This window comes from Virgibacillus dokdonensis (assembly GCF_900166595.1).
Lineage (GTDB): Bacteria > Bacillota > Bacilli > Bacillales > Amphibacillaceae > Virgibacillus > Virgibacillus dokdonensis.
The window spans coordinates 107404-123778 of the sequence record NZ_LT745762.1 but is presented as its reverse complement, the minus strand read 5'-3'; the positions used below and the strand labels follow the sequence as shown (position 1 = coordinate 123778).

Sequence of the window (16375 nt, the reverse complement as noted above, 5' to 3'; positions counted from 1 at the left end):
TACATGTATCTGGGAGAGTTGCTTAGTGACGAAATGGAATCTTATCATAAGTTGATGTAAAACAAGTATTAACTTTTGGAAATACCACAAGCAGTAATAATATTAGATGTAGTATCACTGTTTAAAGACGTTATTTATTTTAATACACAGAATATTTCGTATTATAAAGTGATGCTAGAATAATTTCATGGACACATGTTTGTTAAGTAATTTTAATACTTATATTAGTGATGTTTCAATGGATAGAAGGAGGTAAATATGAACATAGAGCAAAAACTGTATCAATCAGCAATTGCGTTAATAAAGGATAGATATCCTTCTGGATGGGGAGGTGCTGCTGCGATGTTAACGGAGGATGGGAATATACTAACCAGTGTTTCCCCAGATGTTATTAACGCTTCAACGGAATTATGTATAGAAACGGGAGCTATCCTCGAAGCACATAAACGTAATACAAAGGTTACCCATACAATTTGTGTGGTAAGGGAAGATGAAAATGCTGAATTTACAATATTAACTCCTTGTGGCGTATGTCAAGAACGTCTTTTTTATTGGGGTAGAGATGTAAAAGCGGCAGTAACAAATTCACATGGAAGAATTGAATATAAAACGTTGGGAGAAATTCAACCGTATCATTGGTATAAAGCCTATGAAAAATAAATGTCTTGAAAAACAGGTTTGTTTTGTGCGATGTATTTGATAATTTCACTTCTAGGTTTACGGAAAGGTGCGTCTAAAATCTTCTGAGATTGTCCTTCTTTCTTTTTTATCCTTTTGATTAGAGGACGAAAATTAGGCTTAGTTTTTGGATTAATAGGAGCCCTTGTATTATCAATTGTATTTACAAATGTATTAGCAAAAGAACAAACGGACGTGAGTGGTGAAGATAAAACCAGAGTTGTAACCGTAGAGGGACAAGATTTACGTGAAAATAAAAGTATGGAAGGGAAAGACCTTGAGACAGTTATCACAGCAAAAGAACAACGTAGTGTAGAGAATTCATTAGCTTTATCAAGGTATGTATCACAAGAAAATGGACTAGGGTTTTATTTTATTAAAGAGCAATAAGCTGCATGATTAAGTTAGTTGGATGAAGTGCTTCTATAAACAACAAAAAAGCGATCTACCATTTATGTGGGGTAATATCCCAGTATGATACCAAGAAGCTGACGGTTGTAGCGGATATTGAAATGCACACGTATGCTTTACAAAGATGTCTGAAAACCTGAACCTATCGCGAAAAATTGATATTGTCCGAATGAAGACTATGCCAATAAGGAGCTAATAAATACAATCACTTTGATGTAGTAGACCAAGCAAAGCCCATGTAAAAAATGATATTAGCAATCATTTTTACCAAATTCCCTCATATAATTTTTAGAGGTGATAAAAATGGGAAGGGTAGCGTATACAGATAGTGATGTGGCTTTAGTGGCAAGGATGATGCGGGCAGAGGCGGAAGGTGAAGGCCAGCTAGGGATGCTGATGGTCGGTAACGTCATTGTAAATCGTTTAGTTGCTAATTGTTTAGACTTTAAAGATTTAAGATCCATATACGACGTAATTTTTCAAATACAGGGAGGCAATTACTCTTTTGAAGCTGTGCAAAAAGGTAATGTTTTCTACAACAGAGCGAGAGGTGTAGAAAAGAAATTAGCTAGAAGAGTATTGGAGCATTGGAGAGAGCATCCTTCCAAGTATGCGCTATGGTATTTTAATCCATATGCTCCATGCCCGTCTACATGGTACGGTCAACCATTTGCTGGTCAATACAAGTTACATTGTTATTACGAACCACAGGCAAATACATGCGATAGTGTGTATATCGGCTAGGTGTTGGCAAAGGATGCCGTTCACATTTGGAAAAGATGAGCATTGTGCGAGAGCTCATACAAGGAGTTCTTTTTAGTAAACATAGAAATGGCCCTGTTCCTTTTGAGGAGCGGGGCCTATTTTTGTAAGGTTTGATAAGAGAAAATCATGTTATAAAAACTATCACTAGCGTTGCATAAAATTGGTTTGAAAATTCAGTAATCATTTGCACAAGATTTTTTGCCAATAAGACATTACCTAAGCAAAGGTGGGCTGTCCATTTGGAAAAATTATACAATTAAACTATTAGCAACAACGACAGTGTATGTATTTACGGAATAGATCTATCGTCAAATCTGCGGATCCAGATGTACGCAGGTTTCCACAGCACTTTATTTAACCAGCGGCTAATTCGGAGTAAGGACTTCTTACTCCTCATCGCTAACTGGATAAGTACATGTAAACAGTAAGCAATGAGCGCAAGGAAGATTTGATTTTGAATGGCAGTTTCGCTCATACCATAAAAGTGTTTGATCTCTACATGCTGTTTGAGCCATTTGAAAAATAGCTCTATGGCCCACCGTTGACGGTAAATTTCACTAATCTCTTCGGAATTTAGATCGAAACGGTTAGTAATTAATCGCAAAATGTTCCCCTTTGTATCCACTACTTCAAGTAGACGGAATACATTCTCTGTGCGATTTTGCGTCGAACCGATGTAAACCATCTTGTCGGATAAAGCTGTAGCATCTTTAGGTACAGAAAATGATTCTACTTCACGAATGACGGCGTTTTTCTTTAGTCTGGACACGAAAAAGTAGCCTTCATCCGTCATTCGGTCAAATCGTTCATAGTCAACATATCCACGGTCAAACACATACATGGCTTCTTTGTCATCTACGAGAACTTCCAGTTGATTTCTGTCATGTTCTTTGGCTGTTGTAATCACAGTTTTTTCAGGATAGACGGTGCCCTTATCCATAAATACAAGTCGTAAATGTAGCTTAACTCCTGCTTTTGTTTTACGGAATTTCGCCCACTTATGATTCGTTAAGTTTAATGGAAGCGTGCTAGAATCAATGATTTTTAATGGCATGTATTTCCCATTTTTAAATTGGAGACCTTTGATTTTGTATGCAAGATCAAAGAATAAATGGGAAAGGATGGCTGGATTCATTTCATTGTTCTTCCTTGAAAGTTGCGATGGGCTAATCGATTCAAACCCCAATACTTTCTGAAGTTCACCATCTATTAGTGCATCGCTCATCTCTTCCAAGCTCTCAAATCCTTGTAATTGAGCAAGCAACAGCAACTTTATATACGCTTCCGTTGTCAGTTTTTTTGTGTAGTAATCTTGTTTATTTTCTTCTACTTGTTCATATAGTTTTTTCGTATTTATAGGTGAAACCCATTTACCAAATGATGATTTTAGTGTATTCTTGTCCATGCAGTTATCCTTTACTTTTGGATTTGGACAGGAACCACCTGTACTTCCATTGTAAAGGATTTTTTTGTTGTATGAACACTAATTTTTGAACATTTTTAGTATTTTTAATCATCAGATTTAATTAATGCAACGCTAGTGAAAAACTATAAACTATAGGTGCAAAAAAGCGACATTAGTAAAAATAAATTTTACAAATTTAATAATCGCATGTTTTTTCTTTGCACTCCTCTTTTCTCTCAGGGAATTCTTTTCCTACAGCGCTAGAAATAATTTTAAAATCATTTTCATAATCAACATCAATGGAGAAAGTTGCTTTTTCATTATTATTTACTGTACCGCTAATTACCATCCCACCCATAGGAGTACTATGATCATTCTTTTTAAAAGTTATTGTATGGATATTTTTAAAATTGTTACTCAAATAACTTTCTATAGTTTTTTCCGCCTTGAGAATTGTATTATTATTAAAATCTTCCTCATTTGATTTCACAAAACAACCTCCCAATAGTATAATTGTAACAGTTAAAAATATTAGAATTAAGAGTTTTTTCATTCGTTTCACTTCCTAACTATTATCAAAGTATGGAGGGCGCAATTTTGGTAAATTATAACAATATAACAGACCTCACCGCTTCTACAATTTCTAGGCAATCTTATAAACAGATTCCAAGAAAGATTTTCATTGAAACAGATTATCATATACAAGTTTGGGAAAACATCGAAACTATTAAAGACTCCGATACAGGTTTACATGGATATGTGCTCCAAAACGATGATACAGATGAAATCGTTATCAGTTTTAGGGGAACGGAACTTCCTAAAACAACCACAACCAAAGTGAAAGAAAAATACTTAGGGACACCCTCTCAAGATGCTAGGTTGGCTGGTGCCGGGGGTGGAGCAGAATTGAAAAATGGGTATATTGTTTATAACCAAAAAGATGTAGACTATTCTGAAACCCTAAAAGATGTGGAAGAAGACATCCAAGGAATTGTTCTTGGTGATTCCGATTATACCAAAAAAGATTATAGAAAAACACCTTATTTAGGAACACCCTCAAGATGCTGCTTTATTAACTGGTAAAGCTAAGTTTGACTCCAAAGATAAAACCCTCACATATGACACCAAAAATCAATTTACAGTAGCTGAACAAGTGGTAGAAAAATACGTAAAGAAACACGGATCGGACAACATCGTTTTTACAGGCCAGGCCATTCTCTTGGCGGAGGTCTGGCTCAATATTATGCTGTGAAACATGATGCCAATGCGGTTACTTTTGCCGCAGCAGATGTGTTTCATTTATTATCCAAAGAAGACCAGGAACGTGCTTTAAATGGCGAGTTTAAAGATAATATTATCTCCTATACGTATCCTAACGACGTCGTCGGCACTTTTTATAAGCATTCCGTTGGTTCTGTATATTATATGAAGGACCCTGTCGAAACAAAGGGCGTTGGACTTGCTACTCATGGGATAAAGAATTATTTGGAAAAAGATTTATACAATAAAGACGGGTATTTTAATTCCGATTATTTATTCGTTGAAATCATACAGGGATCGCTTTCTATGGGTGGTATAACCAAATCTCCACTTGAATTAAAAAATAACGGTGTTGAGGATTTTTCGATTGTCATACAATCTGCACTAATGAATGCACTAGCTACGGATCTGAAAAATAGTGAAGAACATCTAGCTATAACAAGAAAAGCACTCATAAAATTTTTAGATCATTATTTTGCAGATATGAGCGAAATAAAAAATACATTTATAGGAACAGCAGGATTAGGGGCTTATGATAAATTAACCATTGCAGATGTAGAGGATGCGCTTCACGAAATAGTAAAGATGGAAGACGGCATTCCCATGTTGCTTGATTTGGATGAATTTGAGGATTTATTGGCTACTTTAAAAGACCTGCAAAAGGACACAGGGGAAATAGCCCATCATATGGAAAAGATGGCTCGAGATTTTGAACGTATAGACCAAATTCTTGCCCAATGGTTTGGGATTAAAAACTAAAGGAGTGAGCAGCTTGAAAGAATGGGAAGAATGGTGGGAAAATTACTTAATTAGACGAAAGCAAAAGGAAGCATTGAGAACACACATAAGAGATGTTTTGCAAAAAAAAGCAAAGGAATTTAGAACATCCTTTGATGATTGTTTTTATGATGAGTCACTTTATGAAAAGCATTCCCAAGTGAAAGATGTTTTAGCTCAACAATTTGACGGTAAGGCAAACAGAGCACTAGTAGAACGCCTTGAAATGAATGCTTTAAGGATATCAAGCATGAACGTTAAACGTAATATTGCTTATGAAAGTATTCAGTTGTAATGATTTTTTTAAATGGGTTTGTTAAAAAATAAAGCGTATAAGTTCCAAGTTACTGAAGGTGTTTTTAATATCATAAAAGCCCCATTTACACACACGCTGACTATGCAGCTAACAGGTAACTACCAACTACAATATTTTTGTATCAAAGACTTTAGGAGGAAAAGCATATGACGAAAGTTAGATATGAAGTTGATTTTGCAAAGTATCAATCGGAGGTGGAGCTTATAAACGCAAGAAACAGTGTAGAAGTAGGGCTTTATTTTATAGTGGAGTTGTTGATACGAGGAACACTTTCCGAGGAATACAATGTAATAAATGTATCCAGTAGAAGAAAATGGAGCGGCGATGATTATCCTCGTTACATTAGTGGAGCTGGATTTCCTGATTTGCTCATCTTACATAAAGATAAGCCAGATCCTTGCGCTACTGTAGAAGTTAAATATTTGCCATTTAAAAATGGTTTAGGCGAAACGATTGATGAGCAAGAACAATTGAAAGAGCATATTAAAAAATTTAACACCGTTGTATATACCAACTGTTTGGAATGGCGGATATACCATAAGGAAATATCCAACCCCATAACTGTAAAATTAGGTCGGTATCATACCGAAGAAATTGAATGGTTTGATGCATCAAATTGGGAAAGATTGATAACACAATTGGAAGGTCTATTCTAACCCAAACATGAGAAAGCAGTCAATTTAGGCAATGTTAACATGGAAAAAACTCATAAGTAAGTCCAAGGAAAGCTGATTTTTTCTGTTTGAGACAAGGGAATATATCCTAAAAGTACAGTTTAGATTATCGTTTCAGGGACTCTCGCTAAAATTGACTAGTATTCGTAACCTGAAGTTCTTTTAAAGGATCGTTATTCTAGTATAATAGATACTAACAATAGCAAATAGGAGAGGTATTCGTTGAAAAAAAACATTTATGTCGTTGGAGCAGTCATCATTAATGATAATAAAGTTCTATGTGCTCAGAGAGGAGCAACAAAAACGTTGGCTTACAAATGGGAGTTTCCTGGAGGTAAGATAGAAAACAGTGAGACGCCAAAAGATGCCTTAAAACGAGAAATTGCAGAGGAAATGCAATGCAATATTAAAGTTGGTAGTCAGCTGGATCACACGGTGTACGAATACGAATTTGGGATTGTACACTTGACTACGTTTTATTGTACGCTTATAGGAAGTGAGCCAGTTTTAACTGAACATAAAACAATAAAATGGTTACCAAAACAAGAACTGCATATGTTAGATTGGGCACCAGCAGATATTCCGGCAGTCGAAAAATTGGTGAATGAATCAGTTATCTAAAGTAATCATTTCGTTTGGTTGGTGGTAAGATGGAAAACTTTCTTAGAAATTTAGAAGATTCCTTGTATAAGGGATTCATAGATCGAAATTATGGAAAAATAGATACATATAAACCAAAGTTATTAGTGAATAATACACAGAAAAATGAAGATGTATTGTCCTCCATAATCGAGGAGATGAACAGTTGTCATTCATTTATTTTCTCCGTTGCTTTTATTACGGAAAGTGGCTTGGCAACGCTAAAATCTCATCTTTTAGATATGAAAAGAAAAGGAATTCACGGTCGAATTTTAACATCTACATTTTTGAATTTTAATCAACCGAAAATTTTTAAGGAATTAATGAAAATAACGAACGTAGAAGTAAGATTAACCGATAAAGAAGGATTTCATTCTAAGGGTTATATATTTGAGCATGATAAGTATTTCTCTTTGATTGTTGGAAGTTCAAATCTTACTGCTCAAGCGTTGAAGGTGAATTATGAGTGGAATGTTAAGCTTACATCTTATTTAGATGGAGAAATAATTAATCACTTTAAAAATCAATTTGAGGATGTTTGGAATAGTGCAACTCCTTTAACCAATGAATGGATTAAATCTTATGAAGAGGTATATACACCTGTTGCATATCAAGCTGCTGGTAAAGTAGTAGAACTTCCCGTAGATTATGAGGATAATCCTTTAAAAACCGCGACAAATATAAAACCGAATAAAATGCAGACCGCGGCATTGGCAGAAATAAAACGGGTAAGAGATGAAGGACATGATAAAGGGCTTGTCATATCAGCAACAGGAACAGGGAAAACTTACCTGGCTGCGTTCGATGTACGTCGTGTTGCCCCAAAACGAATGTTATTTGTCGTACATAGAGAGCAAATTTTACATAAAGCTAAATCAGATTTTCAACGAGTGATGGGAGGTCTTAGCAAGGACTTTGGAATTCTGTCTGGCTCGCATAAACAAATGGATGCAAAGTATTTATTCACAACGATACAAACGATTTCTAAACCGGAAACCTTGAAGCAATTTGATTGTCAGGAGTTTGATTATATTTTAATTGATGAGGTTCATAAAGCAGGTGCGGATTCTTATTTAAAAGTATTGGATTATTTTCAACCTGCATTCTTATTGGGGATGACAGCAACACCTGAGCGTACGGATGACTTTAACATATATGAGTTGTTTGATTATAATATTGCCTATGAGATTCGGTTGCAAGAAGCATTAGAAGAAGATATGCTTTGCCCGTTTCATTATTTTGGTGTTACAGATTTGGAGTACAATGGAGAGGTAATTGACGATACAGCAATTCTATCAAAACTCGTCACAGATGAAAGGGTAGAACATATTCTTGATAAGCTACACTACTATGGGCACTCAGGTAGTTCAGTAAAAGGGTTGATGTTCTGTAGTCGAAAAGAGGAAGCCGCAAAATTATCAGATGCTCTAAATCAAAGAGGTTTCCGAACTGTTGCTTTAACGGGAGATCACTCGCAGGAAGAACGCATGTATCAAGTGAATCGCCTCGAAAATGGTTCTTTGGATTACATTATAACAGTTGATATTTTTAATGAAGGTATTGATATTCCGAGTGTTAATCAAGTTGTCATGTTAAGGCAAACACAATCAAGTATTATTTTCATACAGCAATTAGGGCGTGGCCTTCGCAAGCATCAATCTAAGGAGTTTGTGACTGTCATTGATTTCATTGGTAACTATAAAAATAATTACCTGATACCAATAGCTCTTTCAGGAGATAGGTCGCAAAATAAGGATAATATACGTAGGAAAGCAACAGAATCAAGTTATATTAAGGGCGTTTCAACGGTTAACTTTGAAGAGATTGCTAAGAAACAGATATTTAAGTCCATTAATGCTAGCAATTTAACAGCAATGAAAGTATTCAAAGAAGCATTCGCGGAACTGAAAAACCGAATTGGTAGAACGCCATTTTTATTTGATTTTATTATAAATCATTCCCTCGATCCTGTAGTCATTGCAAGGAAATTTAAAAATCATTATGCGTTTTTGTTAAAAATGAAAGAAAATATTTCTACTATAAGTGCATATGAAAACGCTGTTGTAACTATGTTATCTCTGGAAGTGTTAGATGGGAAACGAAAGCATGAGCTTATATTGCTTAAGCTGTTATTAGAGCAAGGGACTGTTTCTCTCAAGGATTTTGAGAAGGAATTAAAAGGAGCCGGTTGTATAGTTGATAATCAGACTAGAGAGTCTGTGGAACGCGTTTTTGATTTATCCTTTTTTACGCAAACAGATCAAAAGAAGTATGGAAGCAAACCGATTATTGAGCTTAACAACGGCTGCACTTATTCATTTAATGATGATATAAACCAAAGTTTACAGACTAACTCTGTATTTAAAGATTTAGTCAAAGATGTGGTTAAGAGTGGTTTAGAACGAAATAAAAAATATAATCCAGGCGAACCTTTTACCAGGTATGAAAAATATACGAGAAGAGATGCATGTAAGTTACTGAATTGGAAGAATGATGAGAGTGCAACGGTTTATGGGTATAAACCAAAGTACGACACATGTCCCATTTTCGTGACATATCACAAAAATCATGCAGTAGAAGCCAACGTTAATTATGGGGATGAATTTATAAGTCCAAAGGTATTGAAGTGGTATACTCGTAACAAAAGAACCTTGGCATCAAAAGAAGTGAAAAAGATTCTCCATGCAGAAGAAACAAATATGGATATGCACCTGTTTATTAAAAAAGATGATGATGAGGGTAGGGGCTTTTACTACGTAGGTAGAACACTCCCTGACAAAGAGACTGTTAAGCAGGACACCATGATAGATAAAAATGGAAAACAAATTCCGGTTGTCCATATGGATATGATTTTAGATAAAGCTATGGACCATAAGCTGTATCGTTATATCATACATGGGGATACATAGGGAAATTAAAATTTAACAGGAATAATGGGGAGAGGCGGTTTGGAGGGGAGCACAAGTTAATGTAGAAGATGTAATCGCAAATTATCAGCAAGCTGATCTATTCTATCATTATATTCCGGACAAGCATTATGAACCATATCCATAAAAAGTTCGATTTGCCTGCTGATGTTCGTGTAATTGCATTTTTAAGTTGTTTTCCTAAGAAGAGTGGAGTGTGTTTTACCCATAAGGGGGCTTACTGGAGACTAATTGGTCGAGGGAAAGGGATCTTTTCATGGGAACAATTAAATAATACGGCATCAGTAAAGTTGAAAGATGGAGTGCTTTACTTAGATGATAAAAAGTCCTTGGATATAACGGGAACTTCTTATCCGCATGATCTTTTTATAGAAATGTTAGAAGAAATAAAGACAGCTTCGCTTGAAAAAGTTGAAAGCGATAAAGAGGGAAGTGGATCTTTTTCTGTAAATATTGATAATATAAAAGCCGTTTGTAAGGCATTTAGTAACTATGAAGGTTGTTCAATTTGCAAAAAAATGAGCTTTAGTTTATTGCTGGAGGAGAATATTTCAGAAAAACTAAAAGCATCGTTAATGAAAAAGAATAACATAAAGAAAAGGGATTCTATTTTGGCTTATCTCAATACATATTTAGGAGTAGGGCAGATGGAGTACTTATAAGTAAAGAAGGTATTTTTTTCTCTGAAAGCTTTTTATCACTATATTACCTTTGGTATATATTCAAAGATTTACCTCTTCGTTTTAACAAAGATACCCAAGATTAACAATTGGAAAAGGTAATATATTGCACTTAAATTGCTCCATAACAAAAAGTGAAGAAGTATTATGGTTTTTAAACCAATTACAAAGACAATGAAATGATTTAGTCACGAATTAACGGAAATGTTCAGTGTAGTTCATCCATCTTTTATACACATCCTATGCTAAATAATGGTAATATATAGAAATGATGCAAGCATTATATTTTAGATGTAGGATGTGTTCAACATGAATGAGAGTGTAAAATATTTTGTGTAAATAGAAATACCAATTAAACAAGTTCATAGAAAAAGGAAGACCCTTTTTGTAGAATAAAGTTAGCACACAAAATTCACAGAAAAGAGGTCTTCCCTATGAACCATCTTACTACAGATTTAATTGAAGCACTAGCAAAAAAACAAGATATTGAAGAAGTTTTTCGCCGTCATCTAGAAGAAGCTATTAACCAATTACTAAAGCATGAATTAACTGTATTTCTGGATTACGAACCGTATGAACGCAAGGGAGTTCATTCAGGTAACTCTCGTAATGGGTTTTATGACCGTACTTTTAAGACGGAGTACGGTGAGCTACAACTTCGTATACCAAGGGATAGGAACGGAGAATTTCAACAACAAACAGTGGCTCCATATAAGCGTTCTAATGACACGCTGGAACAGTTTGTTATTCACCTTTATGAAAAGGGAATCACAACAGATGAAATCGCACATCTAATCGAACGAATGTACGGACATCATTACACCAAACAGACCGTATCTAACTTAACAAAATTGGTAGCAGAAGATGTACAAGCATTTCATGAACGTAAATTAGAAAACCGTTACGCATGCATTTACTTAGATGCTACTCAAATCCCTATCCGTCGTAACACGGTAGAGAAAGAGTCTGTATATATTGCAATTGGGATCACGGAAGACGGCATAAAAGAAGTATTAGACTTTACTATTGCACCAACAGAATCCGCACACGTATGGGAAGAATTGATGCAGGAACTATATCAGCGTGGTGTTGCAGACGTTCTGCTCTTCATCTCAGACGGTCTAACTGGCATGACAGATGCTATTCACCGTGTCTATCCTAAAGCAAAGCATCAGGTGTGCTGTGTCCATGTTGCCCGCAATATTGCTAAGAAGGTTCGTGTCAAAGACCGTGCAGAGATACTTAGTGACTTTAAAACGGTTTATCATGCCATAGACAAAAAAGAAGCCCTACAAGCGTTAGAACAGTTTCAAAGCAAATGGGAAAAGACATATCCACGTGTCATTGACGCAGTTGTAAAAAATGAACAATTATTAACATTTTATGAGTTCCCTGCCTCTATTCGACGGAGTATCTATTCGACAAATTTAATTGAAGCCTTCAATAAAGAAATAAAGAGATACGTCAAACGAAAAGAGCAGTTTCCAAACAAGGAGGCTTTAGAACGTTTTCTTGTCACGCGATTTCTAGAGTATAATCATAAATTCAGCATGCGCTGCCATCGAGGCTTTGATCAGGCAAAATCTGAATTAGTTGCCTTGTTCGAATCTCTGGAAAATGGGACTTAGAACCCGCCATCCTTGACCTTGTTTACGGTCGTGGTGTATATCTACTGGCGGGTGCAGAAAATATAGCCACATAAGGCTCCACCCGCTTTTTTATGGTACCACGACCGTACTCTTCTATACTCTCGCTGGCAGGGTCCCCTATGCCCAACACAGCGAATCACAAAGAAGAGGCACAAGGTCAAGGACAAGCAGCTAACGCTGTGGCTATAGAGATTTCCTGATTATTTATTCAGAGTTAACATCTACAAAAGGGGATTTACACAAAATTATTGACACACCCACATGAATAAGCAAGTTAGAAAATCATTGGCTAATGTTATTTCAGGACTCTTCTTAATGATAAGCTTATATCTGTATTGGAATGTTTTTCATGGTACAAATATGTATAGTTTTCTGGGAATATTAATCGCCACCCCTATCATTAATGGAATCATGTATAAAGTACTGCCGGTAAAAGGGAAGGGCAAAAAACGGGTAAGTTCTTCGCGTAAAAATAATTCCAAAGGGCATAAAAGCAAAAAAGTCTTTCATCAGTTAAGAAGCGATAAGGAAATAATAGAATCTCCATTAGAAGAACTTTCTTGGCGAGAGTTTGAACGAATTTGTTATTTATATTTTAAGGCACGAGGATATAAGCCAAGGCAAACAGCTAATGGAGCAGATGGTGGCGTTGATTTAATTATTTACAATCGCCACCATCAAGCTAATGAAGCAGTTCAAATCAAACATTATTTATTATCTAATAATCAAATTACTGTAAGAGAAATGAGAGAACTTAACTCAGCAAAGAGGAATTATAATTGTGTATTGGCAAGGTTTATTACTAGCTCTGGTTATACTTGTCAGGCGTTAATGGAAGCAGATAAATATAATATTCGATGCGATCATATTGATTGGGTGAGAAGTCGAATAGAAAAATGGCGGAAATCAGAGTTAGCAAAGAATTCTAGTTAAAAGAGGGATGGCTAGGAATTACGTGGCACGGAAGGGTTCTCCGCTTTTTTGATGCTAAAAATCTTAATGATAGATTTTAATTATTTTCCCATAAGGCTGCTTTGTGTCTACGTCAAAAGATCAGGTTGCATTCTTGTGCCCTTTTTTTCTTGTGAAGTTTTATTCCATCACTAGAAGTGTAACAAAGGGGTACTTCTATACTATTCGTGGCTTTACAAAGACAGTGTTTACATACTCGCTAAAGATTTGTATCATGTTCATTTGCTTTAAAAGCTATAGAGCCAGATTATATTTTAAGCATAACAATATCCTAACTGTATTCCGATGTTTCCAGTCAATGATCATCGTTTTTTTAAAAGCAAAAGAGGTCTTTGGTCTTGCCTCTGAACGAAGAAACAATCTGTGTGGAGTAGGAAGAGTTCCTACTGATTGAAGATTTACTTTATTGTAATTGCCTGGCATTATCGGCTAAAATAAAAGATAGCAATAAAAAGTAATTATAGAGACGCTGCATTCATAATAGAAGAGTAAATGGATCAAAAGTCTTAAAAAGATTTTGTGTCGTGTGGAATGATGTATCAGAGCTTATAATCGTTTATCTGCAGTTCATTTGTAGTGGAATAGTAAAAATAAAAATAATATGAGGTGTCACTTTTAACATGATTACAGGAGAACTTCGCAACAAAGTCGATAAAATATGGGAAACATTTTGGACAGGTGGTATTACGAACCCATTAACCGTTATCGAACAATTTACATATTTACTTTATATAAAAGGTCTGGATGACCGTGAAATGAAACGAGAGAAGGATAATGAATTTCTAGGCATAGAAGAAGAAGGTATCTTTCCAAAAGACAAGCCACAGTTACGCTGGTCTCATTTTTCTAATATGGGGTCAGAAGAAATGTATCAAGTGGTATCACAGGAAGTATTTCCTTTTATTAAAAATATGGGCGGCAAGAATTCAGCCTACGCAAAGTATTTAAAGGATGCTGTTTTTGTTATTCCAACAGCTTCGTTGTTATCTAGAGTCGTTGCTGGAATTAATGCACTACCTGATAATACATCAAGTAAAGAGCAGAATGATACACTTGGTGATTTATATGAGTATTTACTTTCTAAATTAAGTACTTCTGGGACAAATGGTCAGTTCCGTACGCCTCGCCATATTATTGATATGATTGTAAGGTTGATGAAGCCAACACCTGAAGACATTATTGTTGATCCAGCAGCAGGTTCAGCTGGTTTTCTCGTCTCTGCAAGTCAATATTTACGAGAAAATTATAATGATATGTTCTATGTACAAGGGTTGCGTGAGCATTTTAATAAGCATATGTTCCACGGCTTTGAAATAGACAATACAATGCTTCGGATAGGTGCTATGAATATGATGTTGCACGAAGTCGATCATCCCAATATTAGCTATCGTGATAGTCTTTCGGAGCAAAATAAAGATCGTGAAAAGTACACGATGGTTTTAGCTAATCCTCCATTTAAAGGTTCGTTAGACTATGATTCAGTATCCGATGACCTATTGCGGATAACGAAAACGAAAAAGACAGAGATTTTATTTTTAAGTTTGTTTTTACAGCTGTTAAAAAAAGGCGGTCGAGCAGCAGCCATTGTACCAGATGGTATTTTGTTTGGAAGTTCGAATGCGCATAAAGCAATCCGAAAAGAAATCATTGACCATCATAAATTAGAAGCTGTTATTAAAATGCCTAGTGGTGTATTCAAACCGTACGCTGGAGTTTCTACTGCCGTCCTTATCTTTACGAAAACAGGAGCAGGTGGAACAGACAAGGTTTGGTTTTATGATATGCAAGCAGACGGCTATTCATTGGATGATAAACGCGCACCAATTGCAGAAAATGATATTCCAGACCTCGTCGAGCGATTTGAACATTTGGATAAAGAAGCCGAAAGAAAAAGAACAGACCAATCTTTCTTCGTACCAGCAGACGAAATTCGGGAAAATGAATATGACTTATCGATTAATAAGTATAAAGAGATCGAGTATGAAGAAGTAGAATATGAAGAGCCGGAAGAGATATTGAAAATAATTAAAAAGCATGAAGCTCAAATTCAAGATGATATTGCAACTCTAGAGGAGCACTTGAAATGAAATTTAAAAAATTAGGTGATTTAACAAAAATAAAAACGGGAAAATTAAATGCAAATGCAGCTATAGATCAGGGAGAGTATCCGTTTTTTACTTGTTCAAATAACACTTTAACAATAAACAGCTATTCATATGATTGTGAATGTGTATTGGTTGCTGGTAATGGTGATTTGAATGTTAAGTATTACAATGGGAAATTTGATGCTTATCAACGTACCTATATTATTGAATCATTGAATACTAATATTCTAGATAATAAGTATTTATACTATTTTTTAAAGCAGTATGTGAATCAATTACGCAGTGAGTCTATAGGTGGTGTTATAAAATATATAAAATTAGGTAATCTCACAAATGCTATTATTCCACTGGTAAGTAAAAAAGAACAGTTGCAAATTATTAAAGCCCTTGAAACAGCTAACAAATTAGGAAAATTAAGACAACAACAAATCACAGCATTATCAAACTTAAAGCAAAGTATTTTTTATGATATGTTTGGTGACCCACAACTTAATACAAAGAAATGGAAGAAAGGAAGAATACGTGATTTAACTGCATTTACACAATATGGTTCAAGTAAAAAAGCTAGTGAAACAGAAGGACAATATCCTATATTAAGAATGAATAATATCACCTATGAAGGGGAATTAGTACTGGATAATTTAAAGTTTATTGACTTAGATGAAAAAGAAAAGACCAAATATCTAGTTTCTAAAGGTGACCTTCTTTTCAATCGAACAAATAGTAAGGAATTAGTTGGGAAAACTGCAGTTTATGATAAAAATGACCCAGTTGCATATGCTGGATACTTAGTAAAGTTAGTTCCAAATAACTTAGCTAATGCTCATTTTATATCTGGATATTTAAATTCTAATTATGGAAAGCGTTATTTGTTTAATATGGCTAAAAATATTGTTGGCATGGCAAACATTAATGCTAAAGAATTGCAATCAATACCTATAATAATTCCACCAAAAAAGTTACAAGATGAATACGAAAATAAATTAAAAGAAATTATCATAAGGATTGAAGTAATGAAAAACAGTCTAAAACACTATGAAAATCTTTACAACTCTCTCATGCAAAAAGCGTTCAAAGGGGAACTATTCCAAGACGAAGACACCAACTGTAGATGAGG

The 16375-nt window shown here is 35.1% G+C and carries 16 protein-coding genes; 14 read left to right on the top strand and 2 right to left on the bottom strand.

The window, feature by feature from the left end; all coding sequences use genetic code 11:
• Window positions 1-258: 258 nt before the first annotated feature.
• The 3 genes from B2C77_RS00975 (at window position 259) to B2C77_RS00965 (ending at window position 1833) form a co-directional block, all read left to right on the top strand.
• Complete coding sequence (locus B2C77_RS00975) at window positions 259-660, top strand: cytidine deaminase (RefSeq protein ID WP_073013478.1); 402 nt, start codon at window positions 259-261, stop codon at window positions 658-660.
• A 114-nt stretch (window positions 661-774) separates the two neighbouring features.
• Window positions 775-1068, top strand: a complete 294-nt coding sequence (locus B2C77_RS00970) for a hypothetical protein (protein ID WP_077701918.1) — start codon at window positions 775-777, stop codon at window positions 1066-1068.
• A gap of 324 nt (window positions 1069-1392) precedes the next feature.
• On the top strand, window positions 1393-1833 hold the full coding sequence (locus B2C77_RS00965; RefSeq protein WP_077701917.1) for a cell wall hydrolase: 441 nt from the start codon (window positions 1393-1395) through the stop codon (window positions 1831-1833).
• Window positions 1834-2143: 310 nt separating this feature from the next.
• On the opposite strand, the gene B2C77_RS00960 is transcribed toward B2C77_RS00965, so the two are convergent.
• Both B2C77_RS00960 and B2C77_RS00955 read right to left on the bottom strand, forming a co-directional pair.
• Window positions 2144-3259, bottom strand: coding sequence for an IS4 family transposase (locus tag B2C77_RS00960; protein ID WP_077701916.1), 1116 nt, complete (start codon window positions 3257-3259; stop codon window positions 2144-2146).
• A gap of 196 nt (window positions 3260-3455) precedes the next feature.
• Window positions 3456-3749, bottom strand: coding sequence for a DUF1433 domain-containing protein (locus B2C77_RS00955; protein ID WP_164085400.1), 294 nt, complete (start codon window positions 3747-3749; stop codon window positions 3456-3458).
• Window positions 3750-3856: 107 nt separating this feature from the next.
• Between B2C77_RS00955 and B2C77_RS00950 the strand changes: the two genes are divergently transcribed.
• From B2C77_RS00950 to B2C77_RS00900, 11 genes are all read left to right on the top strand, one after another.
• A complete protein-coding gene (locus B2C77_RS00950; RefSeq protein WP_077701914.1) occupies window positions 3857-4342 on the top strand; it encodes a hypothetical protein in 486 nt (161 codons plus the stop codon).
• 165 nt (window positions 4343-4507) lie between these two features.
• Window positions 4508-5278: a hypothetical protein gene (locus B2C77_RS00945; protein ID WP_077701913.1), complete on the top strand. Its 771-nt coding sequence runs from the start codon at window positions 4508-4510 to the stop codon at window positions 5276-5278.
• Between the two features lie 13 nt (window positions 5279-5291).
• Window positions 5292-5591: a hypothetical protein gene (locus B2C77_RS00940; RefSeq protein ID WP_077701912.1), complete on the top strand. Its 300-nt coding sequence runs from the start codon at window positions 5292-5294 to the stop codon at window positions 5589-5591.
• A 167-nt stretch (window positions 5592-5758) separates the two neighbouring features.
• Window positions 5759-6268, top strand: a complete 510-nt coding sequence (locus B2C77_RS00935) for a hypothetical protein (RefSeq protein ID WP_077701911.1) — start codon at window positions 5759-5761, stop codon at window positions 6266-6268.
• A 240-nt stretch (window positions 6269-6508) separates the two neighbouring features.
• Window positions 6509-6907, top strand: coding sequence for a (deoxy)nucleoside triphosphate pyrophosphohydrolase (locus tag B2C77_RS00930; RefSeq protein WP_077701910.1), 399 nt, complete (start codon window positions 6509-6511; stop codon window positions 6905-6907).
• Window positions 6908-6936: 29 nt separating this feature from the next.
• Window positions 6937-9834 (top strand): DEAD/DEAH box helicase, encoded by a 2898-nt coding sequence (locus tag B2C77_RS00925; protein WP_077701909.1) that lies wholly within the window; start codon window positions 6937-6939, stop codon window positions 9832-9834.
• A gap of 155 nt (window positions 9835-9989) precedes the next feature.
• Window positions 9990-10514 (top strand): hypothetical protein, encoded by a 525-nt coding sequence (locus B2C77_RS00920; RefSeq protein ID WP_176087249.1) that lies wholly within the window; start codon window positions 9990-9992, stop codon window positions 10512-10514.
• 452 nt (window positions 10515-10966) lie between these two features.
• Complete coding sequence (locus B2C77_RS00915) at window positions 10967-12160, top strand: IS256 family transposase (RefSeq protein WP_077701822.1); 1194 nt, start codon at window positions 10967-10969, stop codon at window positions 12158-12160.
• Window positions 12161-12442: 282 nt separating this feature from the next.
• Window positions 12443-13114 carry a restriction endonuclease gene (locus B2C77_RS00910; protein ID WP_077701907.1) on the top strand — a complete coding sequence of 224 codons (672 nt, stop codon included), beginning with the start codon at window positions 12443-12445 and terminating at the stop codon, window positions 13112-13114.
• 659 nt (window positions 13115-13773) lie between these two features.
• Entirely contained in the window at window positions 13774-15240 is a 1467-nt protein-coding gene (locus tag B2C77_RS00905) for a type I restriction-modification system subunit M (RefSeq protein ID WP_077701906.1), read from the top strand.
• Entirely contained in the window at window positions 15237-16373 is a 1137-nt protein-coding gene (locus B2C77_RS00900) for a restriction endonuclease subunit S (RefSeq protein ID WP_077701905.1), read from the top strand. Before B2C77_RS00905 ends, B2C77_RS00900 begins: the two co-directional genes overlap by 4 nt.
• Window positions 16374-16375: the final 2 nt, after the last annotated feature.